At 32.5% G+C, this 19,166-nt stretch carries 10 protein-coding genes and 1 pseudogene; 8 read left to right on the top strand and 3 right to left on the bottom strand.

Annotation, left to right across the window (positions count from 1 at the left end; all coding sequences use genetic code 11):
• Positions 1-9: 9 nt before the first annotated feature.
• Both ABDW27_RS16605 and ABDW27_RS16600 read left to right on the top strand, forming a co-directional pair.
• Complete coding sequence (locus tag ABDW27_RS16605) at positions 10-11,283, top strand: thrombospondin type 3 repeat-containing protein (RefSeq protein WP_343696908.1); 11,274 nt, start codon at positions 10-12, stop codon at positions 11,281-11,283.
• A 24-nt stretch (positions 11,284-11,307) separates the two neighbouring features.
• Positions 11,308-11,682 (top strand): hypothetical protein, encoded by a 375-nt coding sequence (locus ABDW27_RS16600; protein ID WP_343696907.1) that lies wholly within the window; start codon positions 11,308-11,310, stop codon positions 11,680-11,682.
• Between the two features lie 63 nt (positions 11,683-11,745).
• Here the strand turns inward: ABDW27_RS16600 and ABDW27_RS16595 are convergent, their stop codons facing one another.
• Positions 11,746-12,792 carry a tyrosine-type recombinase/integrase gene (locus ABDW27_RS16595; RefSeq protein WP_343696906.1) on the bottom strand — a complete coding sequence of 349 codons (1,047 nt, stop codon included), beginning with the start codon at positions 12,790-12,792 and terminating at the stop codon, positions 11,746-11,748.
• 98 nt (positions 12,793-12,890) lie between these two features.
• Here ABDW27_RS16595 and ABDW27_RS16590 point away from each other — a divergent pair, with 98 nt between their 5' ends.
• Complete coding sequence (locus ABDW27_RS16590; protein ID WP_343696905.1) at positions 12,891-13,100, top strand: tyrosine-type recombinase/integrase; 210 nt, start codon at positions 12,891-12,893, stop codon at positions 13,098-13,100.
• Between the two features lie 56 nt (positions 13,101-13,156).
• On the opposite strand, the gene ABDW27_RS16585 is transcribed toward ABDW27_RS16590, so the two are convergent.
• Both ABDW27_RS16585 and ABDW27_RS16580 read right to left on the bottom strand, forming a co-directional pair.
• The gene (locus ABDW27_RS16585) at positions 13,157-13,624 is read right to left on the bottom strand and encodes a hypothetical protein (RefSeq protein ID WP_343696904.1); all 468 of its coding nucleotides are present in this window, start codon (positions 13,622-13,624) and stop codon (positions 13,157-13,159) included.
• A 14-nt stretch (positions 13,625-13,638) separates the two neighbouring features.
• Positions 13,639-14,688 (bottom strand): annotated as a pseudogene (locus ABDW27_RS16580) (RHS repeat-associated core domain-containing protein); the annotation flags it as partial.
• Positions 14,689-15,131: 443 nt separating this feature from the next.
• On the opposite strand from ABDW27_RS16580, the gene ABDW27_RS16575 reads away from it, so the two are divergent.
• From ABDW27_RS16575 to ABDW27_RS16555, 5 genes are read left to right on the top strand one after another with little or no spacing between them, the layout of a single operon-like run.
• On the top strand, positions 15,132-15,974 hold the full coding sequence (locus ABDW27_RS16575) for a hypothetical protein (RefSeq protein WP_343696903.1): 843 nt from the start codon (positions 15,132-15,134) through the stop codon (positions 15,972-15,974).
• Positions 15,974-17,185 (top strand): hypothetical protein, encoded by a 1,212-nt coding sequence (locus tag ABDW27_RS16570; RefSeq protein WP_343696902.1) that lies wholly within the window; start codon positions 15,974-15,976, stop codon positions 17,183-17,185. Before ABDW27_RS16575 ends, ABDW27_RS16570 begins: the two co-directional genes overlap by 1 nt.
• Positions 17,160-17,504, top strand: a complete 345-nt coding sequence (locus ABDW27_RS16565; protein ID WP_343696901.1) for a hypothetical protein — start codon at positions 17,160-17,162, stop codon at positions 17,502-17,504. The genes ABDW27_RS16570 and ABDW27_RS16565 overlap by 26 nt, the downstream gene beginning before the upstream one ends.
• A complete protein-coding gene (locus ABDW27_RS16560; protein ID WP_343696900.1) occupies positions 17,485-17,988 on the top strand; it encodes a hypothetical protein in 504 nt (167 codons plus the stop codon). The genes ABDW27_RS16565 and ABDW27_RS16560 overlap by 20 nt, the downstream gene beginning before the upstream one ends.
• Positions 17,985-19,106 (top strand): type II secretion system F family protein, encoded by a 1,122-nt coding sequence (locus ABDW27_RS16555; protein ID WP_343696899.1) that lies wholly within the window; start codon positions 17,985-17,987, stop codon positions 19,104-19,106. Before ABDW27_RS16560 ends, ABDW27_RS16555 begins: the two co-directional genes overlap by 4 nt.
• The last annotated feature ends 60 nt before the right edge of the window (positions 19,107-19,166 follow it).

Here is a 19,166-nt window from a genome sequence, read left to right as displayed (position 1 = left end):
ATCAGATATATGTATATCAACAAATATTTAATAGCATTTGCATTTACTCTTATTTCATTGTTGTCGTTTGCACAACAGGAAACGCATTCAGAGAATAAAATAATTGGAAATCAATTACAAGGTCAGCCTATACTTCATATTAAAGATCCAAAATATGATGATATTAAGAAACAGAATATTTTTACATCTGTAAATCCAATAGTATCAATACATTTTGGGTTTGAAGATGACAAAAATAATTCCGCTGAATATTCAAAAATTTATTCAGCTGAAGTTCAGTTAAAGATAACACCTTATGATAATTCGAATGCAATCAAAACGGATTACAAAGATGCAAATGGAAATACCATTAATTATCCAAATCCTTATACTGTAACTTTAAAAATTAAACATGATAATGTTACAAAAGGACTTCAGTTTGATGATTACGCTGTTTATAATCTTCCTGGAATTCACAGAGCAGATGTACAGATATTATCAATTACATATTACAATGAAGCAGATACGGTAACAACAATAAATAATTCATTAGCTTATGTTCAATTAAAATTCAGTACAGATCGTTATTATAATTTACAATTAAGCAGTACACAATCGAGTTCAGTTCTTCCACTGGAACATCATTTTATAAAATACGATGGCATTCTGGAACAACCAGTAAATAGTGTTAGTGCCGGTGCTGAAGAAATTCTTTTTACCTGGAAAAAAGATCTAATTGCACCTGCTGTAGAATATGAATTAGAGTGGACATGGATTGATAACTTTGGTGCAGATGGAACAGATTTAACGCCACAGCAATTAACATTGACTGATCAGGATTTTAAATTAAACAGCACGAGAATACAAACTAAAGATACCTTTTATAGAATTCCAATAATATATTCAAAAGGTTATATTGTTTACAGAGTTAGACCTGTAGGTCGATTTTTAGATGATATTTCTAAAAACTATTATGGTAACTGGACATCTGGATTTGCCGAATCTCATAAGTTGGTGAGTAGTTGGTCACATTATTTATTAATTGATAAAAATCACGAATCTGGGAATAAAAACTGGCAGTATCAATCTTCTTTTGCTGAAGATGGAAAGAAAAAAGAAGTAGTGAGTTATTTTGACGGTTCGTTAAGAAATCGCCAGACTGTAACTAAAATAAACTCAAACAACAAAGCTGTTGTGGGTGAGGTTATCTATGATAACCAGGGAAGACCAGCAATTGAAGTTTTACCTGTTCCTGTTGAATCTTCTGGTATTCATTTTTATTCTGAATTGAATAAAAATGAAGCTGGTACTTCTATTTTTACGCATAATAATTTTGACTGGGATGAGAAAAACTCTAAAGATTGTGATCCAACTGTAATCGCAGGAATGTCAAACACTGCCGGGGCAAGTAAATATTACTCTTCAAACAATGAAGTAAAATCTAATTTTCAGGATTTAGTACCAATTGCAGAGTCACTTCCTTTTTCTCAAACCATTTATACTCCAGATAATACAGGACGTATTAAAAGTAAAGGTGGGGTTGGAAAAGACCATCAAATAGGATCTGGACATGAAATGAAGTATTTCTATGGAACTCCAGATCAAAAAGAACTTAACAGGTTATTTGGCTATAAAGTTGGAAATGTAAAGCGATACAAAAAAAATACAGTTATTGATCCAAACGGTCAAATTAGTGTAACCTATTTAGATCCTCAGGGAAGAACAATTGCAACTGCTCTTGCTGGCGATAAGCAAGGGAGCTTTCTTTCATTAGACGATGAAACCAATCAAAGTTTGCATCTTCGTGAAACTGAAAATTTATTAGTTAACAATGATAAATATGCTTCTGGGAACAATGGCATAACTGAAGATGGTATTCGATTAAATAAATCAATTAACATTGTCAAAGAAGATCAGATAACTTTTAGTTATGATCTTGAAAAAACGATTGGAAGTTTTAACGATTCATGTCTTCCAAATAAATATTACCCTTTCGTATACAATTGGTCAATTAGTATGACTAATGATTGTGCAAATGAATTATTAGTTCCAACAAATGGTTCTGAATTATCTTCACAAATAGGCACATATAGCTTAAGTTCTTATTCTCCAACAACATTAAATATTAATGAAAAATTATTCGACGGAAAAATAAAGAATGCCCAGAATAATTATGAGTTTTTAAAAGTAGGAAATTACAACCTTAGCAAGAATCTTCAGATTGATACAGTAACTTTAAATAAATATGCAGACGATTATGTAGCTCAATTACAAAACGGTACTACCTGTAAACCTGTTATCACTCAGTTTACAGAAGTAATTCAGGAAACAGATTGTAATGTTACCTGTATAAGCTGTGAAGAAGCTTTAGTTACATCGAATTTAGATAATCAATCAGACAGAACTGCTTACAAAGCATTATTACCAATAGATCAAAGCACACTGGGTAATACTTCAGGCAGAGAACAGTATATCACAACAGCTGAAAATAAATACGTTAATACCAACCTTTTAAATATTGCTCCTGAAGAAATAGCAGTATATACTGAACATTATAAAAAAGAATTTAGAGCATTACTGGCTAATTGTAGAGAATTATGCCAGCAGCCGGTAAATGTTTGTAACTTAAACGAGCAGATTTTATTGGCAGATGTCAGCCCGAATGGTCAATATGGCTCAGTTTCAGGTCTGGAAAGAACATCTAATACTGATCCTGTAAATGCTGAAATAGATCTTTTAAGTGTTTTCAATGAAAACAATCAATTACTATACGGCGGTTATAAAAATACAACAGACGTTGACCCTGATACTAATCAGGACATAGCAGTAAAAGCTGGAAAATACAATTGGAAATATCCTGTAGGAGGCTACAAAGATGAAAGTGGTGCAATTTCTAGAATTTCAGTCGTAAAAAATGAAGATGGAACTTACTCTCCTGACCTGAGACCTCTTGTAGACAATGGAACTATTCCAACGATCGATGATCCAAACAGTGACGACGAAAATTACCTTTTGGTAGAACCTCAATATTTAAGTAATGCTGCTGACTTTTTAAAGAACTGGCAGTCAAGCTGGGCTAAAGCATTATTACCTTATCACCCTGAATATCAATATTACTTATATAGTTTAGCTGTATGTAACAAAACTATAGCAGGAGAAAACTCAGATGGTTTTGATGAAAAATTAAGAAATTCTGAATATTATAGTACTGAAACCAATCAAATTGTAGATAATACTATTTTCCAATCAAATGGAATTATCGGACAATTGATTAATAATTATACTTCGATCGATCCTTATTATAATAGTCAACTTACAGTAACCGATCCTTATAGTAATAATGTACTAAATATAGAAACCTCAGATGAATTTGACAAACGTAAAAAAGTCATTAAAGAAGGTTTAGAAACCAATTTTGATGGTATTAGTTTTACAAATTCACAAGGAAGTGTTATAAAGATGAATATGCTGCAGGCTGCTTACTTTTTCGCTGCCTACTCAAATGGTATTACTCCGGTTTCAGTTTATCAACCTGTACTTGACAAAACGAATTCAAATTTATTAAGTGATATCAATAATCTTTCTGATAATTACTTAAAACAACGAATCTGGGCAAATTTTAAAGGGTATTATATTGCCTTAAAAGAAAAAACAAGGACTGTTTTTGCACATATTTATGCCAACAAAAAATTATCTAATAATGATTGTATTGGAAATAAAGAAAGTAATGAAACCTATAAAACTTTATTAAAAAAATATAATACAACTACACCAAGTAATTTTGATGATATTACTGCTCTAATTGAAGCAAGTTTAACAACTGCTCCTCAAATACCAAGTGGTTTAGATAATATATTACCAATTTGCTCAGACGAAACTACTCCATATTTTGTAACAAAGGAAAAACGTTTTGTTCCTGCTGATTACAGTTATGATTCTGGTTTAAGTGACGAGCAGGCTATGGCCGCTGCAAATGCACAAGCTAAAGCTAACTTATATCTTGAAACAGGTCAATGTCCGCTGGCATTAGACATGGAAAACTTCTTAAAAGGATTAGTAGATTCTAATATTCAGCCTAATGGTCTGTTATTAAATCTTCCAACTTATAGTATGCCATACTTAACAGCTGGTATATATAATGCTCAGGTTAATCCTGGTTTTGATTTGGCAAATGCTGGAGAATCTCCAAAAATCTACGGCCGTCAAACCGGAGCAAATAATTCTGAATTACAAATTGATTTTATGGTGGGCGGCAACAGCATTGCCTCTCCTATTGTATTAAAGTTTACCAATATTTCAAATTATAAAAATCCTTGTGGTGAAAGTGTAACTGCCCCAAAATGGGCAGATGTAGCAGGCTTTAAAAACTTCCATTACGAATTATATAACGCCGATGATAAAACTTATAAATTCAAAATTTTAGCAACTATCGTTCGTAAAGGAGTAACACCAACTTGTATAACACCGGAAGAAGTTATTATTGAAGGATATACAAAAGCTGCTGTAGGCGGATGTCATTTTGCTGGTGATGCCGGTGTAGGTGAAACTATTGCTTTAGCAGGTGATCAATGTAATAAAAAAGAACTTTTTAGTAGTGCTTTAAGAGATCTAGTTCTTAATTTACAAACCAGCGGAACGCTGACAACAACTCAGGATATTAGTAATAATGCTGTTTTTAAAACAGGAAATTTAAATACTTATTTCGGCATCAACTCAGGTGATGTTGTAAAATGGAATTACGAAGTAGTTTCTAATGAAAGACTTTTCTCTATAACGGTTAACAATATCTCTAGAATGAGATTGAACGCTGGAGATGCGAGCGTAAACCTAGGAAGCATTAGAGACTTATTTATAGGTGATCTAAAAGCTGATGGTAAAAGCAATATAGTTAAATTAGTAACCAGAAGATCTATTGGTATTACCCATATAACTACTACAAAAGTTATTTCTATAGCTGCTGGTAAAAACAATGCTTTATATTTTGCTTGTTGCGGAACTTGTGGTGAAAATGATTTCGATGGTGATGGTTATGGAGATTTATGTGGAGATCCAACTATTCCTTCAAACGCAATTAATGCTTGTCAGTTAGCAGATAATGCAGAAGTTATCTATGAAGAAGGTTTAAAAAATGCTCTTAATAACGGCTTAGCAAATTATACAAATGGTATTACTCAAAATACCTCAAATAATGCTGCTATGAACTCTTTTGTTACTAATTCAAATTTAATCAGTCATTTTCAATCGTATTTAAACTATAATTACAAACATCAATTTTATCCTGATGTTCCAACAGTTCCTACGGTTACTTTATCAAAATTCTATTTTGTTCAAAATCCAACAAGCAGTGAAACGCAATTAGCATTTTTCTTCCAAAACAATAACAATGAAGATCAGGGTCAAACTGTCCTGACTATTCCAGGAGTAAATGGCGTAAAACAAATTAATTCTATTGATATAGTTGATGGGCAATATGCTCGCGTCAATCTTATAGATATTAATAATGCAACTTTAGTAGTCGAAAATGCAAAAGTAAGTAATACTGCTTATCCTACTTTCTTTCATGGATATTCTGCAACATTTTGCCAATTTATGAACAATGATCATCCTGCAGTTCCTGCAGAATCAGTTAAAGTAACTACTTGTTCTATAAGTGAAAATGATGAAATAAAATATGAAGAAACCTTAAAAAAAGCTTTCAATTACATACTAAATGGAGCTTCAAATACATACTATGATTCGGTAGATGTTCCAATTGTATTAGAATTTATAAATGAATCAAAATTAATCCAGCATTTTCAATCTGCGAGAGATTTTGCTATAACATATTATCAATATCAAGATCTTTATACTTCACCAATTACACTTGCTCATTATCAAATAAATCACATTAGTAATGGAATTCAATTATTATTTTTAAATGACAATTATGAATGGGAAGGAGCAATAACTTTATGGAATATTCCTAATTTTTCAGAAATAAGTACTATAGATTTTTTAGATTATACCAACGATTTATTTAATACTGCAATTATTAAATATACAGATTTCAATGGCCAATCTCATACTTTTAATGATGCAATCATAACAAATGGTATAGGTATAAATAGACAAGCCATGGGTATGCTCAAATTATGTGATTTTCTTTCAGATAATTATCCTTATAGTCAATCAGCCAAAAAAATCGTTTCTAAATCATCTATACTTAGGTTATCATCAGCCTCCCAATCCTGCAACACATCCTGCATTCCGCCAACAATTACACCAGTAGTCTGTGGAGATAAATGGAATGAATATAAAACACGAATGCAGGTTCAAATGCCTACTTACCAAATTCCGACTAAGTTAACCGCTAACGGAACATTTTTCTGTGAGGCTAATTATGGGTATATCAGTAAAGAATATGTAGATTATTTAGTTAAGTTCAATGTTACGACAGCTCAGGATCCTTTATTCTTAACGATTGCTGAATTTGGAAGTACTAATCTAAAATATGGTAATAATCAAACATCAGAAGTTATTGATGCTTATTATACCTATATCCAAACACAAACTGCAGTTAATGCAAGTCTGGAAACAAAACTAGAAGTTCAAAACTGGAATGCTTTTGCAAATTCATATGTTATAGCAAACGACATTTGTGCTCCAGCAACGTTAACTCCTTCGTTTAGTATGGAATTACCGGTTGATCCAGGAACTAAAACTCCTTGTGAAATTTACAAGAAAGCTATTAATGACGTAAACATTCAACAAGTTTCTGAAAGTTTTTATGCGGAGAAAAAAGAAGCCTTTAAACGTAATTACCTTAAAGCTGCATTTGAAGGTTTAAAAGAAACTTTAACTAAAACCGCTATTGATAAAGAATATCAGTATACTTTATATTATTACGATCAGGCAGGAAACTTAGTGCAGACTGTTCCGCCAGAAGGTGTAGATCGTTTGGCAACAGCTTCAAGTAATGCTATTGATGCTGTTCGCGAAAATAATCCACTAAAAGAAGATACTGCAGATGTAAATGGTGTTAAAGTAGCACCTGCTCACAAATTGCAGACACAGTATCGTTATAATTCCCTAAATCAGTTAGTTTGGCAGCAAACTCCTGATGGTGGTATAACACGTTTTGCTTATGATGAACTAGGCCGAATTATTGCCAGTCAAAATGCAAATCAAATCAGCAATGGTCAATTTAGTTATACACGTTATGATGGACTTGGCCGTATTATGGAAGCTGGTCAGTTAAAAACAAAAACGGGTCTTACTATAAATATTAGTGAAAATGGAAGATTAACAAATGTAAATGGAGATGTCATTCCTTCAGACGCAGTATTACCAACCGTTAATTATCCGTATAATATCGCCGATGCTACAGAACAAGTAACAAAAACAATTTATGACAATCCTTTACAGGATTCACAAAGCTGGTTCACTTCATATGGTTCAGACAATAGCCATAAAAGAGTAACTGCTGTATTGTATTTTGATACCTATAGCAGTCAAATGGATATCAATGGATACAATAATGGTATCTTTTATGATTATGACGTTCACGGAAATGTAAAAGAACTTGTTCATCGTATAAACAATGACAAGCTGAACACAATGAATGTAACTACTAAAAAAGTAGTGTACGACTATGACTTAATCAGCGGTAATGTAAACAAAGTTACCTATCAGCCAAATGATGCCAAAGAGCAATTTATCCATCGCTATGAATATGATGCTGATAACAGAATCCAACAGGTTTATACCAGTAAAGACAATGTAATTTGGGAAAAAGAAGCTAATTATTTATACTACGATCACGGTCCGCTGGCACGTGTAGAATTAGGAGACAAAAAAGTGCAGGGTCTTGACTATATCTATACATTGCAAGGCTGGTTGAAAGGGGTTAACTCTGAAAAAATCGGAAAAGATTATGATGCAGGTGGAGATGGACTGAATGTAGCACAAGATGCATTCGGATTTGCCTTAAATTATTACAAAGGCGATTACCAGTCTCGTTTTAACACTAACGATATTAACATTTTTACATACAGTAAAGGTGGAAATATGGAAAAAGACGATAATAACTTGTACAATGGAAACATTAAAGAAATGGTTACTTCATTAACTGACCATAATCAAAATGTTATTCCAACACAATTTAATTATTACAAATACGATCAGCTGAACAGAATTAAGGATATGACGTCTAAGTCTATTCTGGGTTCAACAATATCTGACAGTTATGCATCTAACTATAGTTATGACAGAAACGGGAACTTACAAACCCTTTACAACTCTGCTCCTAAAAATGGTACTTTCATACCAATGGATCAGTTAACGTATCATTATAACTCAGGTAAAAATCAATTAAGACGTGTTAACGATGCTGTTGCAAATGATGCATTTGGTGCAGCTGATGATCGATCAGTAGATATTGACAATCAAACGGACGAAGAAAATTATGAATACGATAATATCGGGCAATTAACACACGACAAACAAGAAGGAATTCATATTGACTGGCGTGTTGACGGTAAAGTAAAATCGGTTACGAAAGATAACGGAACCGTTATAAGTTTTGAATACGATGGTCTAGGAAACCGTATTGCCAAAATAGTTGCGGCAAGCGATAAAACAATTACCACTTATTACATGCGTGATGCACAAGGCAATGTTTTAAGTACTTACGAAATGGTCAACCAAGGCAGCCAGACAACGTATTACCTTGTTGAGCAGGAAATATATGGAAGCAGCCGACTTGGTGCTCAAAAACGTAAAATACAAATAAGTGAAGACATTGCACCACAACAGTTAAGAATGGCGGCACGCAGCGCTAAAGTTGTGGCAAGTGCAGAGCCTATGAGCTTAATGTCAACAAGTGCCGTAACTCCTGCTGTGCAGTTAGGATTAAATTTTGATGCTGACACTGACAAAGCAACCTGGACAGAAACAACAGAAAATGCGATCAACTTATTTAACCCTTCGATTGAAAAAACAAAATCGATAACATTAAATACGCATTTAAAAATTGATGCTGCCAATGCACTTAACAGCACTGGACTTATAGCAGCTTTACACGGAACTTCAAAAAGAGGTGACAACTGGCCTGGAGATGGGACTTACTCTTATTTAAATTCTATTCTCGTAACCGTTAAAAAAACAGATGCAGGATATGTACCAACAGTTTCTTTAATTAATTATATAAGAGGACATAATAAGTATACTAACAATTCAAGGAAAACAAAATACAGTTTTAGAAACTACAGGTATAGAACTAATTACGAAATTAGTTCTACCACTCCACTATTGGCTATACCAGAAGACGAATGGGATTTAAAAGTAACAGTAACTCCAAGTCAAAATTCTGAAACATCAAAAGTTGAATTAATTATCAATGGTAATCTTTATACTGCAAAAGCATCTTCAGTAATTACGGAGTTAAATGGAGGAAATGATACTCAGGTACTTGGAAAAAACAGAGATTCTCAGGAACTTAATATTACATTGCCTTCTCAGTCTTTAGGTTATACAAAAATTGACTATTATGGTGGAAAAAGTGGAGATACAAAAGCATCTAGTACTTACAACGCCCTTAAAGCAGAGATGTGTGATTTTACCTATTCTGTAAATAATAATCAGGAAGCAGAGGATATTAAAGTCAACGAATATAGTTTTGATGAAGGCGGCAGTACTGCACAATCACCAACTGGTCCAACTATGACATTAAACGTTGATCACGCTGAAACTTTCTGCGGATCTAAAGAAGGTGACCGTGATGGAGATGGAGTAAAAGATATTAATGACAACTGTCCGGATACTTTCAACCCAGGTCAGGAAGATGTTGATGGTGATGGTGTAGGCGACGTTTGTGATAACTGTAAAAACACCGCAAACACTAATCAATTAGATACTGATGGAGATGGTGTTGGTGATGTATGTGATAATTGCAAAAATAAAGCTAACTTTGATCAAAAAGATACTGACGGAGACGGTGTTGGTGACGTATGCGATAACTGTAGATCTCATGCAAATCCTCTTCAGGAAGATGTAAACAACAATGGTGTTGGAGATATCTGTGAAGGATTGGCACAAGGTGAAGGACAAAATGCAGTTCCTACTACTCCACTTACAGCATACCGTTTTGTAGGAGACAAACAATACGAATTATCGAACCATTTAGGTAACGTTCTTTCGGTAATTACAGACCGTAGTTTATTTGCTGAGGATCATTTTGTGGCCGACGTTTCTAGCTACTCAGATTACTATCCTTTTGGAATGCTCTTACCTGGTCGTCATGGAAGTGCTAGTCCGCATGAATATCGCTATGGGTTCCAAGGGCAGGAGAAAGATGATGAGATTAAAGGCGGGGAAGGGAATTCGCTTAATTATACCTTCAGAATGCATGATCCTAGGATTGGGAGGTTCTTTGCTATTGACCCGTTAACTGCAACATATCCGTGGAATTCTCCTTATGCTTTTAGTGAAAATGATGTTATATCTCATGTTGAGTTAGAAGGACTAGAAAAACATCCTGCAATACAGGGACCTATGGATAAATTTATAAATGCAATAGGTTTAGATGGGCTAAAACTTAGTCCTAAAGAAGCAAAAAATGGAGAAGAGGCAAACGAAATCATGGCTAAAAAGAAAGAAGCTTTGAATAGAACTAAAACCGCAACAGAAGTAACACAAAAAGCTGCATATACTACAGCTGGAATTGCAGCTAGCCCATTTGTGATTGGGGGTGTCGTGTATGTGTCGCCATTCATAGCAGGTTATTATGATACATATTGTATATGGTATGCTAATAGCATGGCATATTCCTATTTTGGAACTGTAGCGGGTGTAGGAGGAACATCTTCCGCATTTATGATAGATTTTAATGCATATGCGAGTAGCTCTATTTGGAGGGCTTCTTTAGGAGAAAGAGCAACTAATGCTGTTACAAATTTTGGAGGACAATTCATTGGAAATGACTTTAAATTCGATAGTAAATTAAATTATGCACAACCAATAGCTGACTTCATGATTTACAACCCATTAGCTCAAAATTGGGGAGAATCATCTTTTCAACTACATTATATGGGCAATGGGGAATGGAGTGGAGGTTTTTCAACATTAGGACAGTTTAGCGAATCTTTTTCTGGAAACTTGTTTGGGGATCTAGTGACAAAAAGATTTGAGCAAACTCTAAAACCTATTACGAATTTTAGTAAATCTTTAAACCCAATGTTTGAGGTGTATGGGGGAATGGGAATAGAATTACTTGAATCGGACTTTTCTGACAATATTGTCAAGCCGTATACTGATCCTGAACCTTAATTAAGCAAGAAAACTTTAAATAATATGAATATAAAAGGAAATAAGATTGAATTGTTTTTGACAAGTATTGGACTCATAATATGTTTTTATATAATAATTTTGGCAATAACTCAAACCTGTCAAAATAATATTGACATTGATAATAATGAGTTCACTACAATTGGAATGGTTTATAAATATGAGGAAGGAAGAAGAGTTGAGAATTATAAATACAAATATTACTACAATAGAAAACTTTATCAATCGGAGATAAATACATATGGATTTGGAGGAGCGAAATGCATTAATCATTTTTATACTGTAAAATTATCGAGTAAAAATCCTCATAATTCAGAAATATTATTAGAAAAAGAAATAATTGATAATTATGAAATTTTAAATTCGGGATTCCGCCCCTAGCACAAGCATCTTGCTCATGAACATAGAATAAAAAAGCGACAACATTAAAAAGTTGTCGCTTTTTTAATAACTCTCCAATTTACTATGCACTTTCTCAATTTCCTTATCCATATAGGCTTGTGCATAATGCACATAACGATTAAAAGAAGTACTGGCATGACTATGACCACTAATTTTGCGTACTAAATGTTCCGGCATTCCTAAAATGAGTAAAGTAGTAATGGCAGTTCGTCTCATCATGTGGGAACTCATTTTATCGCAAAAACGGTTTTTTGAAGTATCTGTTTTTTTAGTTATAGTTTGAGTTTTGCCTTGTTTTTCTCTTGAAACTTCAATAGGAGTTGTAAAGCCAGCGAGTTCGCCTATATGTTTTAAACTTTTATTGAAATTGAATAAACTAGTATTTCCAAAAAGTGTAGACTTGTTATTGGGTGTAGTATAACGTTGAAAAATCATAACTGCATACGCAGAAAGTTTAATAAAACTAAACGTTTTGGTTTTCTTAGATTTTAGTTTTAGGTACCATTCTCCATCTATTTTTTCGAAATTTTTATTGGTTAATAAAAAGATATCGGAGTAGCGTAAACCTGTAGAACAGCCAAAAACAAAAATATCTTTTATACGTTTATAACTGGGTATTAGGGTTTGCTCAAAATCTTTATCGTGAATTAAAAACTTAAGCTGATCAGGCGAAAGAACAAATATTTCAATTTCTTCTTTTCGAACGTAAAACAAACGTTGAAAATCGCCTGTATTTAAGTCTTTGTCATTTTTTAAATAATTGAAAAAAACACGAATTACTTTAATATTAGCTCCCACATAGTTATCATGACAGCCTTTTTTGTATAAAAATTCCGTAAACTTTTGGTAAAACTTTTTCCAATAACTTTTCTCAGAAGCTAATTCTCTTTTATCCAGTTTTGAAGCATCACAAATACGCAATTCAAATTTATTATCACTCGAAAACTGAATTAAATTATTTAATACATACTTATAGTTTTGTATAGAATCTGGTTTTATTTTTTCACCATTTTTTTTGAGTCGTTTTCCTGTTTCTGTTTCTTTTATGAATTGTTTGAATAAAGGAATGATTGGACTCTGTTTTTTCATATTTTATTTTTTGGTAAAAATATAATTTTAGCTGAATTGAAATTGATTTGACCATAGAATAAAAAACAGACACTTCAAAAAATAGTTTTTACGTCAAAATGAGTTCACATATGATGCGAAGAACTGCCATTACTACTTTACTAATTTTAGGAATGCCGGAACATTTAGTTCGCAAAATCAGCGGACACAGTCATGCTAGTACTTTTTGTAATCATTATGTACATTATGCGCAGACTTATATGGATAAGGAGATTGAGAAAGTCATATTAAGTAGGAGAGTTATTAAATTAAAAACTATAAAATTTTAATAAAGTTATAGTTTTTAGTTTAATATGACAAGATGCTCGAGTTCGAAAGAGTATAATTAAATTATCGAACGTTTACTGCCTTTAATATAATTTGGAAAAACTTTTTTTATTAAATTTTCTGACAAATAGTTAATAGGATCTTCAAACTTACCTATCCATTGATCATCAGGAAGGTATTCTTCAATATCAATCTCATCAAAATAACTTATAAATATTTTTGAATCAAAATCAATAAAGAAAAGAAAAATATCCATAAATCTATAATCAGACATATTCACCGAATCGATGTCAATTTTGTCAACTTCAATATATTTTATAAAAGGATCAATATTATTATCATTAACATTCAATATATTACCCCTAAAAACGAATTCCCAATCATCAGGATTGTACTCTGGGTCATATGTAAGATGATTTAATATCCAATATGCTATTGGCATTAAATAAAACGAAAACTCATTTTTATATTTTACACAGCCAAATAAATAGCTGTTTTTAATATTTTCTTGAATTATATTACTCATAATGTTATATCTTTTTATGGTGTTGTAACTGTTGCACTTCCTTTAACGGCACCTTCTTGTAATTTCTTTATATACTTAGCAGGCAAACCATATGCACTTTTTGATTTAGTTATATCTGCCTGTTCAGGACTGTCAGGAAATGCCTTAGCTTGTTTTTGAGGAACCGCCGTTCTTCTAATTTCATCTGCAACTTCCTTTTTTACTCGAAATGATGTAATCGATGCACCTCCTTCTGAAGCTCCTTTTTTATTATAATAATAATTGACATGATTTGCATCATCAATTGTTATATATAACTTACTTTCTCCTGAAATATGAATATCACCAGACTTGTTTACAGAAATTCTTTTACTTTGAGGGTGCTCTGTTTGAACTCTGGTAACAATTACACTTTCTTCTTGAATAGGAGTTTTTTCTACAGGCGTGGAATATTCAGCATATACAATCATTGCATTTGCCGCAGCCATGAGATATTCACTACTAGTACTTAGAAAATCTTTTGAAAATGCAGCTTCAGCATCATCTTCATTTTGATATCTAATTTTTTTAGAATCAGAAACAAATTTTCTTAAACTTGCAGGCAAATTTAATGTCTCAGGTATAGAAGTTGGTCCATATTGTATATGTTTACCTTCTTTTGGGAATACATATTCAGTTTTTTCACCACTACTACTCTGATAAACAACGGTGTGTTCTTCGTTTGGAATCCATGTATATCCTAAAAATGATTTTCTGTATACAGTTTTTTCATTCTCTATTGCAAATAAAATTTTTCCTGATTTCTTATCCCATTTAGCTAAATAATGATACTCTTCCGCACCATCTAAATCAATAGCTTGAATAGGTGTATTACCTGCAAATTGATATGGGCTATAATGAGGGAAGCTCTTAGTTAATGGATCAATACTTAAAAATCTGCCAATACGTGTATCTTGAACGCGAGCTTCATAGTTTATACTATTTCCTTCACCACCTTTGAGTTCATTATCTTTCTCCATTCCATTAAACCCATAGCGATATTCATGCGGACTAGCACTTCCATGACGACTAGGTAAGAGCATTCCAAAAGGATAGTAATCTAAACCTTTACAAAGTCAATAAAAATAAGAACTTTTAGCCAAACCAATAATTAATAAAAATGCATTTTAAGGCAATTTTTAGCAATTTAAAGTATATATAATAATTTGATTTTTCAGCATAAAATTATCTCTTTCAAACGTACGAATTATTTTTATATCATAGTAAACAAAACAAATCCTCATATTTTTTTTTAAAAAATAAGCACAAATGAGGAAACCCGTAATTAAATTAAAAAAATATAAAATATTTTTGCTCATCAAAAATAACTTGATATAAAAGCATAATAAAATCAATAATTTATATTTAAACTTAAATTTTATACGATTCATTTACAAATAAAAAACCACCTAAAATTATAGATAGTTTTAATTCTAAATTTATTATAAAAAAAGTATATTGCCCCACAATTCATAAATCAAAATAACCCTTGAAAACATTAACAATACCACGTTATTTCGTTATCTTTTTGGCATTCATTTTGGTCTCTTTTGGAGATCCGTATATGATCAAAAGAATTTCTGATAAAGACTTTAGATACGAGTTTTATACTACTGATAAAAAAATTACTCCTAAAATTTCAAAAACGTACTACTGGTTCAAGGGCGGTCTTATCCATGAAGCGCAAGGCGGTATTGGCGGTGATTTGCTAAATGATAAGTTTACCAAAATGTACCACAGCAACCAGCTGGCAGAACAAGGTGAGTTTAAAGACGGTCTGCGTGTGGGCGAATGGAAAACCTGGCACCAAAATGGTGTTTTGGCTACCATATCAAATTACAGTAAAGGGCTTCGCTGTGGCAAATATTTTAGATACAATGAAATTGGCGCTTTAGTCGAAAACGGCAAATATTCTTCTAACCAAAAAACCGGAAAATGGACCAATGCCGAAACTAAAGAAGTTACAACTTATAAAAACGGTGTAATTGTTAAGAAAAAAGAAACGCTTTCTAAATCTGAAAAATACAGAATTAAACAGGAAAATATCAAACTCGAAAATTCTAAAGAAACTCAAAAAGAATTAGAAGAAACCTCAGATGCTTTAAAACTGGAAAGCTACAAAGCGAAAACTAAAGAAGAAAAAGCGCAAGCTAAGGAAAAAGAAAAAAGAGAAAGAGAAGCTAAAGCCGCAGCCCAAAAAGCAGAAAAAGAAGCTAAAAAACAGGCAAAAGCAAGAGAAAAAGAACGAGCAAAAAATGAACCTAAAAAAGATTCAAAAATAAAAAGCTTCTTTAAAAATCTCTTCAAAAAGAAAGATAAAGCTCCAAAATAATGGTCAAGGCTCACAGTTTGCTATATGCCATTTATATATGCTTAATTGTTTCTATAATTTGCGGCGCACTGTTGTATTTTTCAAACTTATACAATCAGCTTAACTTGTATTATAACCTGCAGGAAGAACTTTATATCCAGAACCAGTCTGTTTTAAATTTTGCCTTAGGAAATAAAACAACCCCGGCAGAAATTGAAAAAGATGAAAAAACAGGAATCGAAGGCAGTTTTGAAACCAAACCGTATGGCTTGTTTTCATTAATTCTGGCAAAATCGTATATCGCAAACGATACGGTTTCGTCTGTTCATTTTGCGGGTGCACGCAACATAAACAAAACTGCCGTTTATGTAACCAACTTTACAAAATCGCTTTATTATTCAGGAACCGTAAAATTAATTGGAGATAAACAGCTGCCTACTCCTTATATCGAAACTTCGTTCCTTAACAACGAAGTAAACAAACTTACGAACGAAGGAAAAATGACAATTTCTGAACCGCAGCTGCCGGAAATAAATTCGGAGTTCAAAAAGATTTTTGAAGGAATACAATCAGAAAAAGTAAAACTTTCTGATGTCGAAAAGCCCAAAGATTCTCTTTTTTATAATTCCTTCTTTAATCCAACCAAAGAAATCTCGGTAAAGTCAACGATCAGTAATATGATTTTTAAAGGAAATTTTATTCTGCGCTCTGACGATTCTATTCGGGTAAAGAAAAATATGGTTTTAGAAGATGTTATTTTAATAGCGCCAAAAATAACTTTTGAAGAAGGTTTTAAAGGAACTGTTCAGGCATTTGCCACAAAAGGAATTGAACTCGAAGACAAAGTAACTTTAAACTATCCGTCGGTAATTTGTGTTTATAACGAAACCACAGAAGAGGCTAAGATCAACATAAAAAAAGAATGCCGCATTACGGGCGCAGTAGTTTTATTTGGAAACCCAAATAATCTAATAGACAAAAACACAATTGTAGTGGATGAAAAAGGGCTTCTTTTTGGCGATTTATACTGCACAGGAAAACTAATGCTTAAAAGCAATGTTTACGGCTCTGTTTACACCAATCGCTTTTTTTTAAAAACGACTGGTTCCTCATACGAAAATGTAATCAGCAATATTGAAATCAATACCGGTAAACGTCCGGATTATTTTATTTCAATTCCATTATTCAACACTAAAAATACAACGTATGGCGTCATTAAAAAAGTGTTGTAATCTGGCGGCAAATTCGCTGTTAGAATCGGTTATTGCTTTGACTATTATTTCGGTATGCCTGTATTTTGCCGTGATGATTTTTGCTTCGGTTTATACGCCAAGAACATCGGCTAAATTTTACAGTACACAAAATAAGGTGAATGAACTTTTTTATTTATCGCAGTTAAAAAGTGATTCTATAGCCAATGAAAGTGAAGATGAAAACCTTTTAATAGAAGAAGAACCGATAAACGAAAATCTCAAAAAAATATCCATTCAATATAAAGACAGCACGCAGTTTAAGTTCGAAAAAAGTTTCTATGTTCAGAGTAATCCGTAGTCAATCAAAATCGGTTCCTGCTTTTTCTATTATAGAAGCAGTCGTTGGTATGGCCATTACAGCTATTATCATGGGAATTTTGTTTGTTATTTTTTCGATTGTTACGGGACGAATGCTGGATTTTAAAAGTCAGAATCAATTGGTAAACGATTTAAACCGACTGACGTATAGTTTGAACAAAGATATTTTTGAAAAGGAAAAAATGACGGCTTCTGAAAGTGAAATTTATTTTAACGGCTACACAGGCGAAAGGGTTTCTTATCAGTTTCTTGATGATTATATTTTAAGAAACAGCAAGACTTTTATTGATACTTTTCATATTAAAATGCACAGTATAATTCTGGATACGGTAAAAAGCAAAACAGAACAATTTGTTTTTCAAAAAATAAAATTAAACGTAGAAGCAAACGAAAAAGAACTGGATTTACGATTTTATAAAAGAGTGTATCCAAATGAATTATTACAAAGAATAAAAAGCGAATGAGTTTCGATTTATCAACATACAAAGCGCCAAAAGCAGAGAAAAAGGATTTCAGGATAGAAACCGGTTCTTTTCAGTTTTCTAAAAAACTCTCCGATAAAAAAAAGGAGATTTTTTACAGAGAACTCGGCATGCTTTTAAGATCCGGAGTAGATTTTAAAAAAGCCTTGGAAATCCTAAGCAATCAATCGGCCAATAAATTTGAAAAAGAGCTGATTCTTCAAATCAAAGAAAAAGTAATTGAAGGAAAAAGCATTTACGAATCGATGCGCGAAAGCAATCAGTTTTCGCCATACGAATATTATAGTATTCAAATTGGTGAGGAAACCAGAAAACTGGAAGAAGTTTTAGGAGAACTGCAAAAATATTTTAACCGAAAAATTCAAATGAAAAGGCAGATTGTTTCGGTTATGACGTATCCAACAATTGTAATGCTGGTTACGATTTTGGTTTTGTATTTTATGCTTAATAAAGTAGTTCCGATGTTTAGTTCTGTTTTTAAACAATTTGGAAGCGAATTGCCAAAAAGCACTCAGATTATCCTGAAAATTTCCAATCATTCGGGACTGATATTTTCTTTTGTAATTGGGATTATCGTGGCTTTGGCCGCTATTCATATGCTTTTAAAAGACAAGGATAGTTACAGATCGTTTACCACAAAAATGCTTTTAAAAATTCCGTATTTCGGAAACCTGATTCGTAAAATATACATTTCGCGTTTTTGCCAGGCAATGAATTTATTGATTACGTCTAAAACAACTTTAATTAATTCGCTGACCTTAACTGCAAAAATGATCGGCTTCTACCCTATTGAAGTTGCTATTCATCAAATTAAAGAAGATATTACGAGAGGAGCTTCTTTAAATGAAAGTTTAAAAAAGCACAGCGTATTCGAAAACAAAATGGTTTCGATGGTAGAAGTTGCAGAACAAGTCAATCAGCTCGAAACGATGTTTGAACGATTAACAGAACAATATAATGAAGAAATAAGCCATCAAACCAAAATGATTGGCGTAATTCTCGAACCTATGATTATTATTGTAATTGGAGCTATCGTAGGCGTGATTATGGTTTCGATGTATGCTCCAATGTTCGATTTAAGTAAAATAATAAATAAATAGTTATTACATCAATTCAATTTGTATTTTTGCCCACATTAATTAACAAATTTTAACACTGAA

Source organism: Flavobacterium sp., from assembly GCF_039595935.1.
In the GTDB taxonomy this organism is placed as follows: Bacteria; Bacteroidota; Bacteroidia; order Flavobacteriales; family Flavobacteriaceae; genus Flavobacterium.
This window is presented reverse-complemented; position numbering and strand designations above follow the sequence as displayed.

Coding starts and splice junctions, on each gene's coding strand:
- ABDW27_RS16605 (WP_343696908.1), top strand. CDS start 10: ATGTATATCAACAAATATTTAATAGCATTTGCATTTACTCTTATTTCA.
- ABDW27_RS16600 (WP_343696907.1), top strand. CDS start 11,308: ATGAATATAAAAGGAAATAAGATTGAATTGTTTTTGACAAGTATTGGA.
- ABDW27_RS16595 (WP_343696906.1), bottom strand. CDS start 12,792: ATGAAAAAACAGAGTCCAATCATTCCTTTATTCAAACAATTCATAAAA.
- ABDW27_RS16590 (WP_343696905.1), top strand. CDS start 12,891: ATGAGTTCACATATGATGCGAAGAACTGCCATTACTACTTTACTAATT.
- ABDW27_RS16585 (WP_343696904.1), bottom strand. CDS start 13,624: ATGAGTAATATAATTCAAGAAAATATTAAAAACAGCTATTTATTTGGC.
- ABDW27_RS16570 (WP_343696902.1), top strand. CDS start 15,974: ATGGTCAAGGCTCACAGTTTGCTATATGCCATTTATATATGCTTAATT.
- ABDW27_RS16565 (WP_343696901.1), top strand. CDS start 17,160: ATGGCGTCATTAAAAAAGTGTTGTAATCTGGCGGCAAATTCGCTGTTA.
- ABDW27_RS16560 (WP_343696900.1), top strand. CDS start 17,485: ATGTTCAGAGTAATCCGTAGTCAATCAAAATCGGTTCCTGCTTTTTCT.
- ABDW27_RS16555 (WP_343696899.1), top strand. CDS start 17,985: ATGAGTTTCGATTTATCAACATACAAAGCGCCAAAAGCAGAGAAAAAG.